Origin of the sequence: Flavobacterium rhamnosiphilum, assembly GCF_004349195.1 — a bacterium.
GTDB classification, from domain to species: Bacteria; Bacteroidota; Bacteroidia; order Flavobacteriales; family Flavobacteriaceae; genus Flavobacterium; species Flavobacterium rhamnosiphilum.
This window is the reverse complement of sequence record NZ_SMLG01000001.1, coordinates 495,234-512,389: the sequence shown is the minus strand read 5'-3', so window position 1 is coordinate 512,389 and position 17,156 is coordinate 495,234. Positions and strand designations below refer to the sequence as shown.

Here is a 17,156-nt window from a genome sequence, read left to right as displayed (position 1 = left end):
ATCGCACACTCAAGTCATTTAGCTATTTATTTTAACCCATTCAGGGTTTTGAACCCTGAATGGGTTGCGAAATTTCAGCTCGCAAATTTACGTTTATTGTACGAAAGTTAAAACTTTGAGCGTTATTAACTTTAAATAAAGAAATTCTTTATTATTTTTACCCAATAATTTCAATAAACTATGACTTCTAATTTTGATAAATTTCAAAAACGCAGATTAATTTCCTCTTATTTTTCAGTAGTGCTAAGTGTATTCTTGGTTTTATTTCTATTGGGCGTGTTGGGTCTTTTTATTATAAATTCTAAAAAATTAGCTGACGATTTCAAGGAAAATATTGCCATGACCGTTTTTTTCAAGAAAGAAGCGAATGACAGTATTCTGAAGGCTTTTGGAACTGAATTAAAATCGAGTCGTTTTGCAAAATCATACGACTATGTCACTAAAGAAGCTGCCGCAAAACAACATACGGATATTATTGGAGAAGATTTTATGGAATTTCTTGGTGAAAACCCATTGCAAAACTCCTACGATATTCACCTCAAAGCCGATTATGTAATCAAAGACAGTATTGCAAAAATAGAAACCCGCTTACGCAAAAACGCCATGGTTTCGGATATTGTGTATGACAAACAATTAGTGAATCTAGTCAATGACAACATCAAAAAAGTAAGTATGTGGATTTTAATAATCAGCGGATTCTTAGCCGTAATTGCCGTATTACTGATTAATAGTTCGTTGCGTTTATCAATACACTCCAACCGATTTATCATTAAAACCATGCAAATGGTAGGTGCAACCAAGGCCTTTATCAGAAAACCATTTGTGCTAAGAAGTATAAAACTGGGAATGATTGGTGCAGGACTTGCCATTATTGCATTAATTGGCGTTTTGATTTACGTTCAAACTAATTTCCCAAATCTTGGTATACTTGACGATAAAGCTTTAATTGGACTGGTATTATTGACCGTTTTAGGAATTGGAATATTGATTACCTGGTTAAGCACGTATTTTGCAACACAACGTTTCTTAAATTTAAGAACGGACGACCTTTATTAATTTAAATAATGAGGATACCATTGCTTTGCTTTATTCATCGCAACTCCTAACAATGACTTTATGAAAAACAACGAACAGAAACCAGAATTTCTTTTTGACAAAATAAATTATAAAATTCTATTAATTGGGATTGGAGTAATTGCCTTAGGATTTATTTTAATGGCTGGCGGAGGAAGTGATGACCCAAATGTTTTCAATGAAGATATCTTTAATTTCAGAAGAATTCGATTAGCGCCAACTACTGTTTTAATCGGGTTTGGAATTACTATTTATGCCATTCTTAAGAATCCCAAAAAAGCATAAATGAATACATTACAAGCATTTTTAATTGCTGTTATCGAAGGATTAACTGAATATCTTCCTGTTTCTTCAACAGCTCACATGGTTTTTCTAAGTTCTTATTTCGGAATTCAAGAGGATGATTTTGTAAAACTATTTCAGGTTTCCATACAATTTGGAGCCATTCTGGCTGTTGTAGCTTTGTATTGGCAGAAATTTTTCGATTTCTCATCAAAAAGTGTCGCAATCAACTTTTACATTAAACTTATTTGCGCCGTAATTCCAGCTTTGGTTTTAGGGAAATTATTCGATGATAAGATTGAAGCAGTTCTTGGAGATCCTATTCCCATTGCGATTGTATTAATTTTAGGCGGAATCGTTTTATTATTTATTGACAGTCGTTTTCAAAGTCCAACGATTATTCAAGAAGAAGACATCACCATTAAAAAAGCAGTAACCATCGGTTTTTGGCAATGTTTAGCGATGATGCCCGGAACAAGTCGTTCTGCTGCTTCCATAATTGGCGGAATGCAACAAGGATTAACGCGTCACGCAGCAGCGGAATTCTCATTCTTCTTAGCGGTTCCAACGATGATGGCGGTAACATGCTATTCCGTATTCTTAAAAACCTACGAAACGTCACAAATGAAAGGTTACGAATTGATTTTAAAATCAAACGAAAACATACAATTGTTCTTGATAGGAAATGTTGTTGCTTTTATCGTTGCCATTATCGCTATTAAATTCTTCATTGAAATCATCAAAAAATACGGTTTCAAACCTTGGGGATGGTACCGAATAATAGTAGGCGTATTTTTATTGATCTACTTTTCATACTTAAAATAATTCCCATTGAAAACAGCCGAAGATTTCCAAAACGGACAAATTTTACTCATTGACAAACCCTTGAATTGGACTTCTTTTCAAGCGGTAAATAAAATGAAATGGGCTTTAATCAGCAAAATTAATCTTCCAAAAAAATTTAAGATTGGTCATGCCGGAACTTTAGATCCTTTGGCAACCGGATTATTATTAGTTTGTACTGGAAAATTTACCAAAAGAATTACCGAACTTCAAGGTCAAGCCAAAGAATATACCGGAACGTTCTATATTGGAGCCACGACGCCTTCGTATGATTTAGAAACTGAAATCGACCAAACTTTCCCAACGAAACATATTGACGAAGCTTTAATTCAGGAAACCGTCAAACAGTTTTTAGGGGAAATAGACCAGAAACCTCCCATTTTTTCGGCCATAAAAAAAGATGGCGTTCGTTTATACGAACATGCACGTGCTGGAGAAACAATCGAAATCGCGAGTAGAAAAACAACCATTCATGAATTTGAAATTACCCGAATCGCACTTCCGGAAATAGATTTCAGAGTCGTTTGCAGCAAAGGAACTTACATTCGCTCCCTGGCTTTTGATTTTGGGAAAGCGATGAATTCCGGTTCCCATTTAACCGTTTTACGCAGAACAAAAATTGGAGATTATAATGTGGCTGATGCTATGGATGTGACTTTATTCGAGGATAGTCTTACCTCAGTATTGTAATCAAAAAGCAAAAACACATGACAAATCCAAAATTGAATTTGCGATGTGTCTTTTCAAAAGTTAAAGTAGTTTTAATCCATACTCTTTTTGTCTACTTGGCTTCGCCGTTGGTTTAATAATGAGTTGCGTTTTTACCTCCAAATAGTAAATTCGACAAATAATCATAAAACCTTTCAAATAGCTTTTTCATGACGATGTTTTTTTTGATTGTGAAACAATATTTAAACACCAATAAAAAAAGTAAATCAAACAATAGACCTGGTTGGCAGTCACCAATTTACGATTTTTTTTTCGATACACAAAAAAAAACGACAAAAAAATAAACTTAATTATTTGATATAAACAAACTTACAACCACATCTACTTTTTACATTACAGATTTTACATCTAGGCAATAATTTCTTGTTCTGTACCAAAGCGTTTATAGTAAAAATGGCGCAGTTTCAGTTTACATTCAACTACTTTACGTAGAATAAAAAGTGACGATTATGATATAAAAAATGGCATGAATGTTATTCATTTGTGGATTTTATTATTCCAAATCAAGAATAATTCACATAAATCACACTCATTTTCAATACTTTTCACTAATTTTACTATTATGAAAACGAAGAAAGACAACTCTAACAATCTTGCTATTCCGGGCAAACCAATGTCCCAAAAGAAATTTGCTTCTCTAATTAAAGAAGCGGAGGAGGGAATCTTCTATACAGATTTACAATTTAGAGAAAAATTCCAAATATGGAAGCAGACTTTAAAGAAGTAGCTCGTTCCGAATTTTTCTATTTAGACATTCAACAAATTTATTTATATGGTAAAAGCACATTTGGAGAAAGTGCTGCTGATTTCTTTTTTGAAGAAATTTTACGATTAGTTAATGAATTAGAATTTCAGTATTTCCTTCATCCCAAATGTCGCCATCTTGAAACCAAAACTAAAAAATACCGCAACATTATTCTTGGTTCTTACCTTATCATTTACAGGATTACACCAAACAGAATAGAGATCTTAAGAGCACTTCATGGGAGCCGCTCCCCAAAAACCATTAAGAGAACAAGAACTATTACAATCGGTTAACTTTCCAAATCAAGCATCAAGTTAATCAATTCATTTTGGGTGCTTATTCCTTTATCATGCAAATACCACAATTGTAAGTTAGTTTTTGCTGTTTCATCAATAACTCCAAACTCTTTTTTATAATCCGTAATTAAATCGGTTGCACCTTTGGGTCTTGGACCCCATTTTCCAAGAACACTTCCTGTTTCTTTATCTACGACTATCACTATTGGAATTGATTTATTTTTATTGGTCAAAAACAACTTCATCAATTCGTCATTTTCATCACGCAGAACAATTTTCAATTCTATCTTACCGGAATCAACCGCCATTTTATTAATAATTGGCAAGAGCTGGGCTGCATCACCACACCACCCTTCGGAAATAACTAACCAAATGTATTCACTATTTAAGTTCTTTAATTTCAGATTATTTTCATCGGTAATTTTCATCGTTTTATCCAAACGATTCATTCGGGTTTCATTTAATTCACTGTACTGTTTTAAATCTTCAGATTGTTCATTCCCGGTTGACTTTCCTTCCAGTAATAAATCTGAAACTAGTTTTCTATACTCTAAATAGGAATGGCTATTAAACAATGCTTTAGCTACTGGAATTTTCATAATGAATTATTTGTTTTCACAAAGTTACCATAAAATTGGAGCATAAATATGATATATGTCACATTCAATTCCACAAAAAGAGTAATTTTATCACAAATAAAAAAGATGGATTTAAAAACAAAATCGATAGGATTAGTACTTTCCGGCGGAGGTTCTAAAGGTATAGCGCATGCTGGTGTGATTAAATTTTTAGAAGAAAAAAATATCCGTCCGTCTCAAATAGCAGGAACAAGCGCAGGTTCAATTGTTGGCGCAATGTATGCTTGGGGAAAAACGCCTGAAGAAATTCTGGAATTTTTCAAATCGATATACCTTTTTCACTGGAAGCATTTAACATTCAAAAAAGCAGGTTTAATTGATTCAGAATCCTTCAAAACTTATTTTCACACTATTTTTAAGGATGCTACATTAGGTGATTTAAAAATCCCGATTCAAATTACGGCAACTGATATGGTTCGCGGAAAATTAAAAATATTTGACCAGGAAACAAAAATCATCGATGCTATTTTAGCTTCCTCAGCATTTCCCGGAATCTTGTCTCCCTATGAAATTAAAGGAAAAATATACAGTGACGGCGGGATATTAAATCATTTTCCTACTGATATTTTACAAGGACAATGTGATACATTAATAGGTGTTTATGTGAGTCCGATTCAAAAAATAGAAGCCAAAGATTTAAATTCCATCAAAGCGGTGACCACTCGGGCATTTGATATTCTTTCGGCAAATTCAAACATGCATAAATTTAATATTTGTGACTGGGTTATTGAACCAAAGGATTTATGCCTTTACAGCACCTTTGAAACCAACAAAGTGAAGATGGATGCCGTTTTCAACATTGGCTATGAAGCCGCAAAAAAATCGTACGAAAAACTTAATTTATAAAATTTAAGCAACATTATTTTAAAAAAAAAGAATATTCTATATTTGCACCAATCAACTCAACACACACATGAAATACAAAAGAATTCTTCTAAAACTAAGTGGAGAAGCTTTAATGGGCGACTTGCAATACGGAATTGACCCAAAAAGATTAGCTGAATATGCTGATGAGATCAAGCAAATTCATGAAAAAGGAGTAGAAATAGCCATTGTAATAGGTGGTGGAAATATTTTTAGAGGAGTTGCCGGAGCGAGCGCAGGAATGGACAGAGTGCAAGGCGATTATATGGGAATGCTGGCTACAATTATCAACGGAATGGCTTTACAAGGCGCGCTGGAAGATAAAGGAATGCTTACCCGTTTACAAACTGCGTTGAAAATTGAAGCGATTGCTGAGCCATATATTAAGAGAAGAGCGGTGCGTCACCTTGAAAAAGGAAGAATTGTGATTTTTGGTGCAGGAACCGGAAACCCGTATTTTACAACAGATACTGCAGCCGTTTTACGTGGTGTGGAAATCAATGCCGATGTAATCCTGAAAGGAACCCGTGTTGATGGCATCTATGATTGTGATCCGGAGAAGAATGCTTCTGCCGTGAAATTTGACCATATCTCTTTTGAAGATGTCCTTAAAAAAGGATTGAATGTAATGGACACCACTGCATTTACACTAAGCCAAGAAAATAAATTACCAATCGTAGTTTTCGACATGAACAAAGTAGGAAACTTATTGAAAATCTGCGATGGAGAAAATATAGGAACCGTAGTAAATATATAAATAGACAAATTAGATTGTTAGACTTTTAGATTGTCAGACAGTCTAAAGATTTAAAAAAATCTAATAATCCAAAGATCTAAATTATGACTGAAGAAATTGAATTTATATTAGATAGCACAAAAGAATCTATGACAGGTTCTATTGCGCATTTAGAAAAAGAGTTTTTGAATATTCGTGCAGGAAAAGCATCTCCAGCAATGCTTGGAAGCGTTTTTGTAGATTATTACGGATCTGCGACACCGCTTTCTCAAGTGTCAAAAATTAGTGTTCCTGATGCCAGAACAATTACGTTGCAGCCTTTTGAAAAAAATATGCTGCAAGTAATTGAAAAAGCAATTATGGTGGCAAATATTGGTTTTAATCCAATGAATAACGGTGATGTAATTATCATAAGCGTTCCCGCATTAACTGAGGAAAGAAGACGTGAACTTGCCAAACAAGCCAAGATAGAAGCTGAAGATGCTAAAGTGGGTATTCGAAATGCCAGAAAAGACGCTAATACTGACATTAAAAAATTAGAAAAAGAAGGAACATCAGAAGACATTTGTAAAAGTGCCGAAGAAGAAGTTCAAAACTTAACCAATAGTTATATCAGGAAAATAGATGAACTTTTAGCTATAAAAGAAGCTGAAATCATGAAGGTGTAATTCCCTTTTAAATCCTATTAAAAATCCGTTCGCTTAGGCGAACGGATTTTTTTATTGTTATTTTTGCGATACCAAAATGAGATTATACCCGTTTTGCAGTAAACCCTATTTATGAAGCAATTGTGTTTGTTATTCTTTTTTTTAACGCTTTCGCTACAGGCGCAATTTCAGGTAAATGGAATTGTGAAAGAATCCACAACCAACAACCCGTTGCCGTTTGCCACAATTACCACAAATAATGGCCTAAATACCATCTCTGATGTCGATGGAAAGTTTAGTATTGTAACTGCAATTCCCATTACAGCTTTTGATATTTCTTATATTGGTTTCACCAAAGCTAGGATTGTCATCGAAAAAAATAAAAATTATTATGTTGTCGTTCTTTCTCAAAAGACGGATGATTTGAATGAAGTGGCGGTTCCAAGCGAAAACCCGGCTTTGGCAATTATCAGGAAGACAATCGAAAATAAAGACAACAATAATCCCCAGAAAAAACTCCGCAGTTTTGAGTTTAAATCCTATAACAAACTCATTGTAACCGCAAATCCTGACTCCATTGACGGAAGAATCGATTCTGTTTTTGTCCAAAAATATATTGGGAAACGATTCTCAAAAATTGACTCCTCCGATTATAAATTCAAAGAAGTCATCAGTAAACAGCATCTTTTTCAAACCGAAAAAGTGTCACAATATCAATTTGCAAATGCCAGATTAAAAGAAACAATATTAGGCACCAAAATGGCCGGTTTCAAGCAACCTGTTTATGAAATCATTGCTTTTAATTTGCAGTCTTTCTCTATTTACGATTCCAGTTACGAGCTTTTTGAAACCAAATACAACAGTCCAATTGCCAATGATGCGCTAAACGATTACAACTACAAACTCTTGGATTCACTTATCATTGACGGTAGAAACACCTACATGATTTATTTTAAAAACAAGAAAAAAAGAAGAGCATCAGGACTGGAAGGCGTACTTTATATTGACCAAAATAATTTTGCTGTCGCCAAAGCGGTGATGCGCATAAAAGGCGTTCTTGACATTAGCGGGATTCATGATTTTAAGTACATTCCCAATGAAAAATTATGGTTTCCAACGGACAAAACCTTTAAAATTGTAAAAGGTAAAAATGATGACGATATAAAAATCCTTGGCGGATCCATTCAATTTGATGGCGATGTAGAACGGGATTTTAAAGAAAGAAAGAAAGTCGCCTCGGATTTCACCTATTTGCTTTCGCACACGAACAATTTTGAAATTCAGTATAACATTCCGATACAAATTAAAAAATCGGCTATTTATATCGAGATCAAAGACGATGCGATTAATAGACCGGAACGTTTTTGGAACACCTACAGAAAAGACAGTTTAGACAGTCGAAGCCAAAAAACGTATTTGGCACTGGACAGTATTTCAGTTAAAAAACGAATTGAAAGCCGCATCCGTTTTGGGCGAAAAATCATCAACGGGTATTTACCCATTGGAAAATTCGATTTAGACTTACGCAAATTATTCAGCTATAATAATTATGAAGGCTTCCGATTGGGAATTGGCGGAGTCACCAATGAACAGTTTTCAAAAAAATACAGAATCGAAGGCTACACTGCTTATGGAACAAAGGATGGCAATTTCAAATATAATTTGGGAATGGCGACTCGGGTTGGCAAATTTTCGAATTCCTGGATTGGAGTTTCCTATACTGATGACATTCGGGAAATTGCAAGTACTGTATTTACAATTGATAAAAAAGCGTTTAAAATCTATAATCCAAGACCTATAAACATCAGTACATTTTACAATTATGTGAGTTGGAAGACATTTATAGAAACTAAAATTATCCCAAAAACAGAAAGCTTCTGGGAACTTTCCCGTGCCGCAATCGAACCTAAATTTAGCTATATATACAACCTAAACGAGAAACTATATACAAGCTATATTATGACAACCGCAATGGTTTCTTTGCGTTGGAATCCATTCAGCGATTATATGCAGACGCCTACGGGACGAATTGAAGTAGAAAAACGTTTCCCGAAATTCACTTTTCAATACACACAATCCTTGCCTAAGGTTTTGCAAAATGATTTTGAATTCAGCAAAATAGATTTCAAAACGGAGTATGAAAAAAAATATTTAAACGGTCAAAAAACAAGTTTACTTTTCGAAGCCGGTTATGCTTTTGGCGAAGTGCCGCTGACGCATTTGTACAACACCTCTCCCAATAATATTACCAAGGAAACCATCATGCAGAGAATTACTTTTGCAGGAAAGAATAGTTTTGAAACGATGTTTTTCAATGAGTTTTTCTCCAGTGAGTATGCCTTTTTTCAATTCAAACACGGCTTTAGCCGCATAACACTGTTCAAAAAAGTAAAACCGTCCTTAGTTCTCGTTTCAAGAATGGCTTGGGGAAATTTACAAAAACCGGAACAACACATCGGATTGGATTATAAAACCCTCAACAAAGGTTATTTCGAATCTGGAATAGAACTCAACCAAATTTACAACGGCTTGGGATTAGGCGGATTTTACCGTTATGGCCCGAATCAACTGAGTAAATTTCAAGATAATATAGCTGTCAAAATAAGTTTCGTTCTTAATCTGGGACTTTAATGACTCGAAACGAATTTTAGTCCAATAATAGAACTGATTAAAGTGGTGATGAAGAAAATTCGCCAGAAATCAGCTGGTTCTTTAAACACAAAAATCCCAACCAGAACCGTTCCCACCGCTCCAATTCCCGTCCAAACGGCATAAGCTGTTCCAATAGGCAGGGTTTGTGTGGCTTTGTAAAGTAATACCATACTTATTGCCAAGCAAATTAAGAATCCGCCCAACCACAATGTTGCTGTCATTCCGGAACTTTCTTTGGCTTTACCCAAACAAGTTGCAAAACCCACTTCAAAAATCCCACCTATAATTAATAAAATCCAGTTCATATTTATTGTTTTAAAATTAATACCGAAGGAACGCCACTCAACCAGTCACTTCTGGAGTCCACTAATTCTTTCCAACTTTCAAGACTAATTAACATTAAATCCTGTTTGGCCAGAAATTCTTTTTTAATGGTTTCATCCGTTATTAAACCAATGTTATTCGGATATTTTTGTTCCAAAGAATCAATAGCGCTCTTGATTACAAAATTAGTGTTGACATGTCCATTGACATCCAAAATAACAATTTTAGAGTTGTTGTTGTAAATTAATTTTTGGATATAATCAATCACAAATGAATCTTCGGGACTAAAAATTGGAATAAAAACATGATTTACGTGCTGTAGATCTTTATCAATCAAAATCCCTATTGGCATCTTGGTTTTAGAAATAATCTGTCTGGTTCTTTCGTCAAAAGGCGAATTTTCGAATAACCCTTCTTTCCCGGTAAACTTATCAATTAAACGATCCGGATTGATTATCCGTGTGGTAAAACCGATTACTTTTCCAAGAATGGTACCTTCAAATATTGATTTTCCCAAACCTACCAACAACAAATCATAATCCCCTTGATTAGCAACATCCGCAATTTCGGTTTCAATATCCATGGTTGCTTTAAAAATAGTGGTAATGTCCTGATTTAACAGTTGGGATTCTTCAACAATAGGATAAAAACTATTTTTCTCCTTGTCTTCCATATTAAAAGTATGCATCTCGTCACTTAAGGACAAATGCATTACCGTAATACTGGCAGAATCTTTTTGCTTTTTTATCAAACTATTCGCCAATCGCAACAAGGATTTGCCTTTTTCATTGTTTCCAAACGAAATTAAAATTCGGTATTTATTATGGTTTGTTTGTTCTAAAATTTCAACACCATCTTTAGTTTTAAAAATATAATTGATTAAATCCAAAGCCGGTCCCGTCATAAAAGTGGTCACTAATGCCATGATTACCATCATCGTAAACACCTCAGGAGTCAAAACTTTAAGTTCTAATCCAATGTTTAAAACGATCAATTCCATTAACCCTCTTGTATTCATCAAGGCGCCAATGGTCAAACTGTCTCGCCAACTCTGCCCTACAAATTTCGCCGCCAAAGCACTTCCTAAAAATTTCCCCACTACGGCCACCAAAATAATAAAACCGGTCACTTTCCATAAATAAGGATCATTGAGCAGTCCAATTTCGGTTTTCAAACCCGTGAATACAAAGAACAAAGGCAGTAAAAGTATCAATGCAACATCCTCTACTTTTTCTATGAATATGGTTCTGAATTTTGGAACATCCGGCATAATAGCTCCCGCCATAAACGCTCCAAATAATGCATGAATCCCAATCACTTCCGTAGCATACGATGAAAGAATCAGTACCAGAAAAAAGATAGCCACAACCGGTTTGATTATAGTGTCTTTCGAACCATACAAATCCCCGATTCTTTTCAAAAATGGTTTTACAATAAAAATCATGGCAACAACATAAAGTACTGCCAGCATAATAATGTATAAGGAACTAACGAAAGTTCCCGCTTTTACAATTGCAATTACCACGGCTAGAATGCACCAAGCGGTAATGTCATCGGCAGCAGCGCAAGTAATAACAATTGCCCCTAATTTCGTTTTATGAATTCCTCGTTCCTGAACGATTCTCGCCAGAACCGGAAAAGCGGTAATACTCAATGCAATTCCCATAAACAAACTAAAAGCCAAAAATTTCACACCTTCGGGAGCAAATTGATTGTAAACAAAATAAGCCAATCCAATCCCGAGTGCAAAAGGAATGACGATACTGGCGTGACTGATTACCACCGCTTCATTGGCTTTGTTTTTAAGCACTTTCATATCGAGTTCCATTCCTATGACGAACATAAAAAGTATCAATCCTATCTGGCTTAAAAATTTTAAATTCCCTAAGGATTCAACAGGAAATAAAGCACTTGAAAATTCCGGAAAATACAATCCCAATAAGGACGGCCCAAGTACAATCCCCGCAATAATCTCCCCTATTACTGATGGCTGGCCAATTTTCTTGAAAATCCAACCAAAAACACGGGCAACAAGTATTATCGTTATGATTTGTGCCAAAAGAATCGCTAAAGGATCCTGAAAATTGTGCTGCATGGAAGCTATAAAATCATTCCAAGAACCGTTTCCGCTTTCAGGCGTTACGATAACTTCACTTGCTTCTAAGCTTTTTCCTTTGCTTATAATCCAATATATTAAAGCAGTGAAACCACCTGTTACACCTAAATAAAACAATGTATTTTTATAATTCTTCATATTCATTTTTATGTATTCACGCTCAACTCTAAAAAAACAAAGATGAGAAATTCAAATGTATAATTTATATCCCACAAAATTATTTAATTGTAAAATAAAAAACTGGTATAATTAGCCCCACAAAACAACAAAAAGTTTTAGTTAAAACAAATGATATATAGCGGTTTTGACTACCTTTACCGCCGTTAAATATGAATTATGATGAAGTGGTTTAGTTTAGGATTTTGGGAATTAATAGCCCGAATTGTCCTTAGAAATAGAATTTTGATGTTATCCATTGTTGTAGCGATAACAGCTCTTTTAGCAATGCAATGGAAGAATATCCACTTCACTTTTACCGAAGCCAATTTATTACCGGATGACAATATTGTAAATATTCAGTACAATGCCTTTTTGAATAAATTTGGTGAAGAAGGAAATCTAGTCATCATCGGTGTAAAAGACAATGCCATATTTACCCCGAAAGCCTATGCTTCCTGGAGTAAACTGATGAACACTCTTAAAGAAGACAAAGCGGTAGATTTAGTAATTTCGTTAAATGACTTAAAGAAATTACAAAAAAATGATTCGCTGGCAACCTTCGAATTGGTGCCTTTTGTTGACCAAAGCAAAACGGTTGACAAAACTTATCTTCAAAAAATAAAAAAAGAACTTTTCAATGATTTGCCTTTCTACGAAGGATTACTATTCAACAAAAGATCAGGAAGTATTCGCTCTGCCGTTTACATGGATAAAAAAATTGTAAACACGGCGGCCAGAAAAGATTTTATCCTAGAAAAACTCGTTCCCGCAGTAGAAACATTCGAAAAAGAAACTGGAATCGACCTTCGTGTTTCGGGAATGCCTTACATCCGAACGCTGAATGCAAAAACGATTGTTGACGAGATAAGCATCTTCATCGGAGCCTCATTATTGGTCACCTCATTGCTTTTCTTTTTCTTTTTTAGAAGTTTTAGAGCAACCTTAATATCAATGGTAATTGTAATTATTGGTGTGATGTGGTCTTTTGGGTTTCTAGGATTATTGAATTACGAAATAACCGTTTTAACCGCTTTAGTTCCTTCTTTAATCATCGTTATCGGGATTCCGAATTGTATTTTCCTGACCAACAAATACCATCAAGAATACAAAGTCCATCGAAATAAAGCCAAAGCATTACAGCGTGTTACGACCAAAGTGGGAATGGCAACGCTAATGACCAATCTTACCACAGCCATTGGTTTTGCTACCTTTGTTGCTTCTAACAATCAATTATTATTAGAATTTGGCGTCGTGACTTCTATCAACATCATGGCACTTTTCTTTTTGTGTATCATTGTCATCCCTATTTTTCACAGTTATATTCCACCACCAAAAGACCGTCACATCGAGCATTTAGACCGAAATTATGTTAAGGTTTTCATGGATTGGATTCTGAGAAACGTAAAATCCAATCGATTTTCGATTTACGTTGTTGCCATTCTTCTTTTGGTTGTTAGTATCGTAGGTATTTACAAAATGCGTATTTCGGGCAGTTTGATCGAAGACATGCCTAAAAAAGAAGCCTTTTTTGAAGATATTGTTTTCTTCGAAAAAGAATTTGATGGCGTTATGCCGCTGGAAATCATGATTGACACCAAGCGTAAAAAAGGAGTCATGAGATTGTCTACGCTGAGGCGAATGGAAGAACTTGAAGAAACCATTGACGAAATTCCGGAATTATCAAAACCCATTTCTATTGTCAATTTGGTTAAATATTCCAAGCAAGCGTATTACAACGGAAATCCCGATTATTACGAATTGCCAACGTCACAGGAACAGTCGTTTATTTTGTCGTATGCTAAAAATGCCACGAAAAACTCCAAAGACAATCTGATGAAAAGTTATGTAGATTCTACAGGACAATTTGCCCGAATCACAACTTTTATGCGCGATGAAAATGGCGACAATATTGCCAAAATTGAAGCCGAAATTCGCAAAAAAGCCGATAAACTTTTCCCGCCGAGTCAATACAATGTCAGCATTACCGGAAAAGCATTGGTTTTCCAAAAAGGAACCGGTTACCTGCTGGACAATTTGCTTTCGTCTTTGGTTTTTGCCTTTTTCCTGACCTCACTTTTGGTGGCGTTTATGTTCCGTTCGTTCAAAATGGTTTTGGTTTCCATTATCCCAAATCTATTGCCGTTGTTGCTAACTGCAGGAATTATGGGTTATTTGGATATTCCGTTGAAACCATCGACGATTTTAGTTTTCGGAATCGCGTTTGGACTTTCGGTTGATGATACCATTCGGTTTTTAGCGCAATACCGCGAGGAATTAAAGAAAAATAACTGGAAAATCCGCAAGTCGGTTTACGCTACATTTACAGATGCCGGTTTGAGCATGTTTTACACTTCTATCGTGTTATTCTTCGGATTTTCGGTGTTTATGTTGTCCAGTTTTGGAGGAACAATCGCTCTTGGCGGATTGATTTCGTTGACATTATTATTCGGAATGCTGTCGAATTTAATGTTATTGCCGGCTTTGGTATTGACGTTGAATAAAACATTGGCCAACGAACAGGAATTCATCGAACCAAAAATTGACATCATCGAACATAGCGATGAAGAAATTGATGCTTTGGAGAAAGAGTAAGTTGTTTAATCTAATTTAGGGTACATTCTTTATACTAAAATTCAAAATCCCGTCTAGTAAGGCGGGATTTTTTATGTTTTAAAAACAAAATATTACAAATTCCTTCAAAATGTTCTATCTGCTAAATCTTCTATTAATTGCTATTACTAAATCATTCAACCAATTACTTTTATTATCTTTTATTTCATCCTCATCTATTAAAAATTCCGAAAGATCATTTTTTCTACATTGTAAATTAACAAAGTTGGTGTCCCAACTAGAAACAGGAGAATAATTAATCAAAAAAACAATGCATAGATAAAAACCCAAAACACGAAAAAAAATTGACACTTTTGAAAAGATTCTAATTGTTTGATGTTTTTTGTTTTCTTTAATTGCTTTTCGGACAAAATAAAACAGTTGAATTATAAACAACATTATAAGAACATTAGATGCGAATTTTGTATTGTGGCTTTCTTCAGAGCTTAACGAAAAGAAAACTACAGCTAATAAAGCTACTACAATTGAAACTATTACATTAACTATAACAAAATAGCTCGCCCATTTTAAATCTATTTCAAATTTTTCCAAAGTCAGTTTTATTTTAAATATTAGCAAATATAGCTAAAAACTCACATGAATAATATTGGGGAATATCTTCAATATTATCTATTTAATTTTTGTACCTAATAGGTAAAAAAAACGGTGCAGGATATTCCGAAAAAATATTCATAAAACTCCAAATATCTCCATTCGTTTAGCCCAGATAGCAGCGGCATCCTTTTACTTTTTCCTTTAAAAAGTAAAAGATATAGCGAATAGCGGGTCCCGATAGCTATCGGGATAGCTCCAAACTAAGTTTATCATTCAATTACATTCTTATTACCCTATTTCTCACAATGACAATTAGGAACAAATGATTTATATTTGCAGTTCGATAAAAACACAATTTTTCAATATCAATTATATTTAAAATGAGACATACAAAAGTTAAAGACTTACTAAACAGCACCACAACGCTTCATGAGGTAAATGCAAAAGGATGGGTGAGAACTTTTAGAAACAATCAATTTATCGCGTTGAACGATGGTTCGACCATTGATAATATACAATGTGTTGTCGATTTTGAGAACACGCCAGACGAAACGTTGAAGAGAATTACGACTGGAGCAGCAATATCTGTGACAGGAACTTTGGTGGAAAGTAAAGGGGCGGGACAGAAATTTGAAATTCAGGTGGCTAAACTGGAAATCCTTGGAGATTCAGATGCGGAGAAATTCCCGATACAACCTAAAAACAAACCGAGCTTGGATTTCTTGCGTGAAAATGCGCATTTAAGAGTTCGTACCAATATGTTTGGAGCCATAATGAGAGTGCGTTCAGTACTATCGTATGCGGTTCACAGTTATTTTCAGGAGAAAGGTTTTGTGTATGTAAATACGCCAATCATAACGGGTTCGGATGCGGAAGGTGCCGGTGAAATGTTTAAAGTTACTGCTTTGCCTTTTGACGGAACACCAAGAACCGAAGACGGGAAAGTGAATTATAAAGAAGATTTCTTCGGAAAAGAAACGAACCTAACGGTTTCGGGACAACTGGAAGGAGAAACTTTTGCGATGGCTTTGGGTCAGATTTATACTTTTGGACCAACATTTAGAGCCGAAAACTCCAATACTTCGCGTCACCTTGCGGAATTTTGGATGATTGAGCCGGAAGTGGCGTTCAATGATTTGAATGACAATATGGATTTGGCCGAAGATTTTATTCAATACGTAATCAAATATACCATGGACAAATGTCCGGAGGATTTGAAATTCTTGGAAGGACGTTTATTGGATGAAGAAAAATCAAAACCAGTTGCAGAGAGAAGCGAAATGGCTTTACTTGACAAATTAAACTTTGTTTTGGAAAACAATTTCAAACGTGTTTCATACACCGAAGCAATTGATATTTTAAGAGATTGTACGCCAAATAAAAAGAAAAAATTCAACTATATCATTAACGAATGGGGAGCTGATTTACAATCGGAACACGAGCGTTACTTGGTGGAGAAACACTTTAAATGTCCGGTAATCTTGTTTGATTACCCGGCAAATATCAAGGCATTTTACATGCGTTTGAACGAAGACGGAAAAACTGTTCGCGCGATGGATATCCTTTTCCCAGGAATTGGAGAAATCGTGGGAGGTTCTCAAAGAGAAGAGCGTTTTGATGTTTTGGTTGAAAAAATGAAAGCCTTAGGAATTGACGAAGAAGAATTGTGGTGGTATCTTGATACACGAAGATTCGGTTCAGCAGTTCACTCTGGTTTCGGACTTGGATTCGAAAGATTGGTATTATTTGTAACAGGAATGACGAATATTCGTGACGTAATTCCTTTTCCAAGAACGCCAATGAATGCAGAATTTTAAAAAAACGTTATGAGTTTTATGAGTTATGAGTTAGGCGTCAGAATCTAACTTATAACGAATAACACTTAA

16 protein-coding genes are annotated in these 17,156 nt (G+C 34.9%); 12 read left to right on the top strand and 4 right to left on the bottom strand.

The features are described 5' to 3' along the window. Positions 1-180: 180 nt before the first annotated feature. The 6 genes from E0I26_RS02205 to E0I26_RS02185 all read left to right on the top strand — a co-directional run bounded on the left by E0I26_RS02205 (position 181) and on the right by E0I26_RS02185 (position 3,966). A complete protein-coding gene (locus E0I26_RS02205; RefSeq protein WP_131914862.1) occupies positions 181-1,056 on the top strand; it encodes a cell division protein FtsX in 876 nt (291 codons plus the stop codon). Between the two features lie 60 nt (positions 1,057-1,116). Beyond that, entirely contained in the window at positions 1,117-1,359 is a 243-nt protein-coding gene (locus E0I26_RS02200; protein WP_131914861.1) for a DUF3098 domain-containing protein, read from the top strand. Beyond that, positions 1,360-2,181 carry an undecaprenyl-diphosphate phosphatase gene (locus E0I26_RS02195; RefSeq protein ID WP_131914860.1) on the top strand — a complete coding sequence of 274 codons (822 nt, stop codon included), beginning with the start codon at positions 1,360-1,362 and terminating at the stop codon, positions 2,179-2,181. 6 nt (positions 2,182-2,187) lie between these two features. After that, on the top strand, positions 2,188-2,889 hold the full coding sequence (gene truB / locus E0I26_RS02190; RefSeq protein ID WP_131914859.1) for a tRNA pseudouridine(55) synthase TruB: 702 nt from the start codon (positions 2,188-2,190) through the stop codon (positions 2,887-2,889). A 601-nt stretch (positions 2,890-3,490) separates the two neighbouring features. Then, a complete protein-coding gene (locus E0I26_RS16420) occupies positions 3,491-3,655 on the top strand; it encodes a hypothetical protein (protein ID WP_165929389.1) in 165 nt (54 codons plus the stop codon). Next, positions 3,631-3,966, top strand: a complete 336-nt coding sequence (locus tag E0I26_RS02185) for a type II toxin-antitoxin system RelE/ParE family toxin (protein ID WP_131914858.1) — start codon at positions 3,631-3,633, stop codon at positions 3,964-3,966. The genes E0I26_RS16420 and E0I26_RS02185 overlap by 25 nt, the downstream gene beginning before the upstream one ends. Here E0I26_RS02185 and E0I26_RS02180 read toward each other — a convergent pair. Next, on the bottom strand, positions 3,963-4,568 hold the full coding sequence (locus E0I26_RS02180; protein ID WP_131914857.1) for a thioredoxin family protein: 606 nt from the start codon (positions 4,566-4,568) through the stop codon (positions 3,963-3,965). The genes E0I26_RS02185 and E0I26_RS02180 overlap by 4 nt on opposite strands. A 105-nt stretch (positions 4,569-4,673) precedes the next feature. On the opposite strand from E0I26_RS02180, the gene E0I26_RS02175 reads away from it, so the two are divergent. The 4 genes from E0I26_RS02175 to E0I26_RS02160 all read left to right on the top strand — a co-directional run bounded on the left by E0I26_RS02175 (position 4,674) and on the right by E0I26_RS02160 (position 9,485). Next, positions 4,674-5,453, top strand: a complete 780-nt coding sequence (locus tag E0I26_RS02175; RefSeq protein ID WP_131914856.1) for a patatin-like phospholipase family protein — start codon at positions 4,674-4,676, stop codon at positions 5,451-5,453. A gap of 67 nt (positions 5,454-5,520) precedes the next feature. Continuing rightward, positions 5,521-6,228 (top strand): UMP kinase, encoded by a 708-nt coding sequence (gene pyrH / locus E0I26_RS02170; protein WP_131914855.1) that lies wholly within the window; start codon positions 5,521-5,523, stop codon positions 6,226-6,228. A gap of 83 nt (positions 6,229-6,311) precedes the next feature. After that, complete coding sequence (frr, locus tag E0I26_RS02165) at positions 6,312-6,875, top strand: ribosome recycling factor (RefSeq protein WP_131914854.1); 564 nt, start codon at positions 6,312-6,314, stop codon at positions 6,873-6,875. A 111-nt stretch (positions 6,876-6,986) separates the two neighbouring features. Continuing rightward, positions 6,987-9,485 carry a DUF5686 family protein gene (locus tag E0I26_RS02160; RefSeq protein ID WP_131914853.1) on the top strand — a complete coding sequence of 833 codons (2,499 nt, stop codon included), beginning with the start codon at positions 6,987-6,989 and terminating at the stop codon, positions 9,483-9,485. On the opposite strand, the gene E0I26_RS02155 is transcribed toward E0I26_RS02160, so the two are convergent. Further along, a complete protein-coding gene (locus tag E0I26_RS02155; protein ID WP_131914852.1) occupies positions 9,482-9,811 on the bottom strand; it encodes a DMT family transporter in 330 nt (109 codons plus the stop codon). The two genes, E0I26_RS02160 and E0I26_RS02155, sit on opposite strands and share 4 nt — an antisense overlap. Positions 9,812-9,813: 2 nt before the next feature. Next, positions 9,814-12,084 (bottom strand): cation:proton antiporter, encoded by a 2,271-nt coding sequence (locus tag E0I26_RS02150; RefSeq protein ID WP_131914851.1) that lies wholly within the window; start codon positions 12,082-12,084, stop codon positions 9,814-9,816. A gap of 198 nt (positions 12,085-12,282) precedes the next feature. Here E0I26_RS02150 and E0I26_RS02145 point away from each other — a divergent pair, with 198 nt between their 5' ends. Beyond that, on the top strand, positions 12,283-14,697 hold the full coding sequence (locus tag E0I26_RS02145; protein WP_131914850.1) for an efflux RND transporter permease subunit: 2,415 nt from the start codon (positions 12,283-12,285) through the stop codon (positions 14,695-14,697). Between the two features lie 114 nt (positions 14,698-14,811). Here E0I26_RS02145 and E0I26_RS02140 read toward each other — a convergent pair whose 3' ends face one another. Beyond that, positions 14,812-15,267, bottom strand: a complete 456-nt coding sequence (locus E0I26_RS02140) for a hypothetical protein (RefSeq protein WP_131914849.1) — start codon at positions 15,265-15,267, stop codon at positions 14,812-14,814. A 383-nt stretch (positions 15,268-15,650) separates the two neighbouring features. Between E0I26_RS02140 and asnS the strand changes: the two genes are divergently transcribed. Continuing rightward, positions 15,651-17,087, top strand: coding sequence for an asparagine--tRNA ligase (asnS, locus tag E0I26_RS02135; RefSeq protein WP_131914848.1), 1,437 nt, complete (start codon positions 15,651-15,653; stop codon positions 17,085-17,087). Positions 17,088-17,156: the final 69 nt, after the last annotated feature.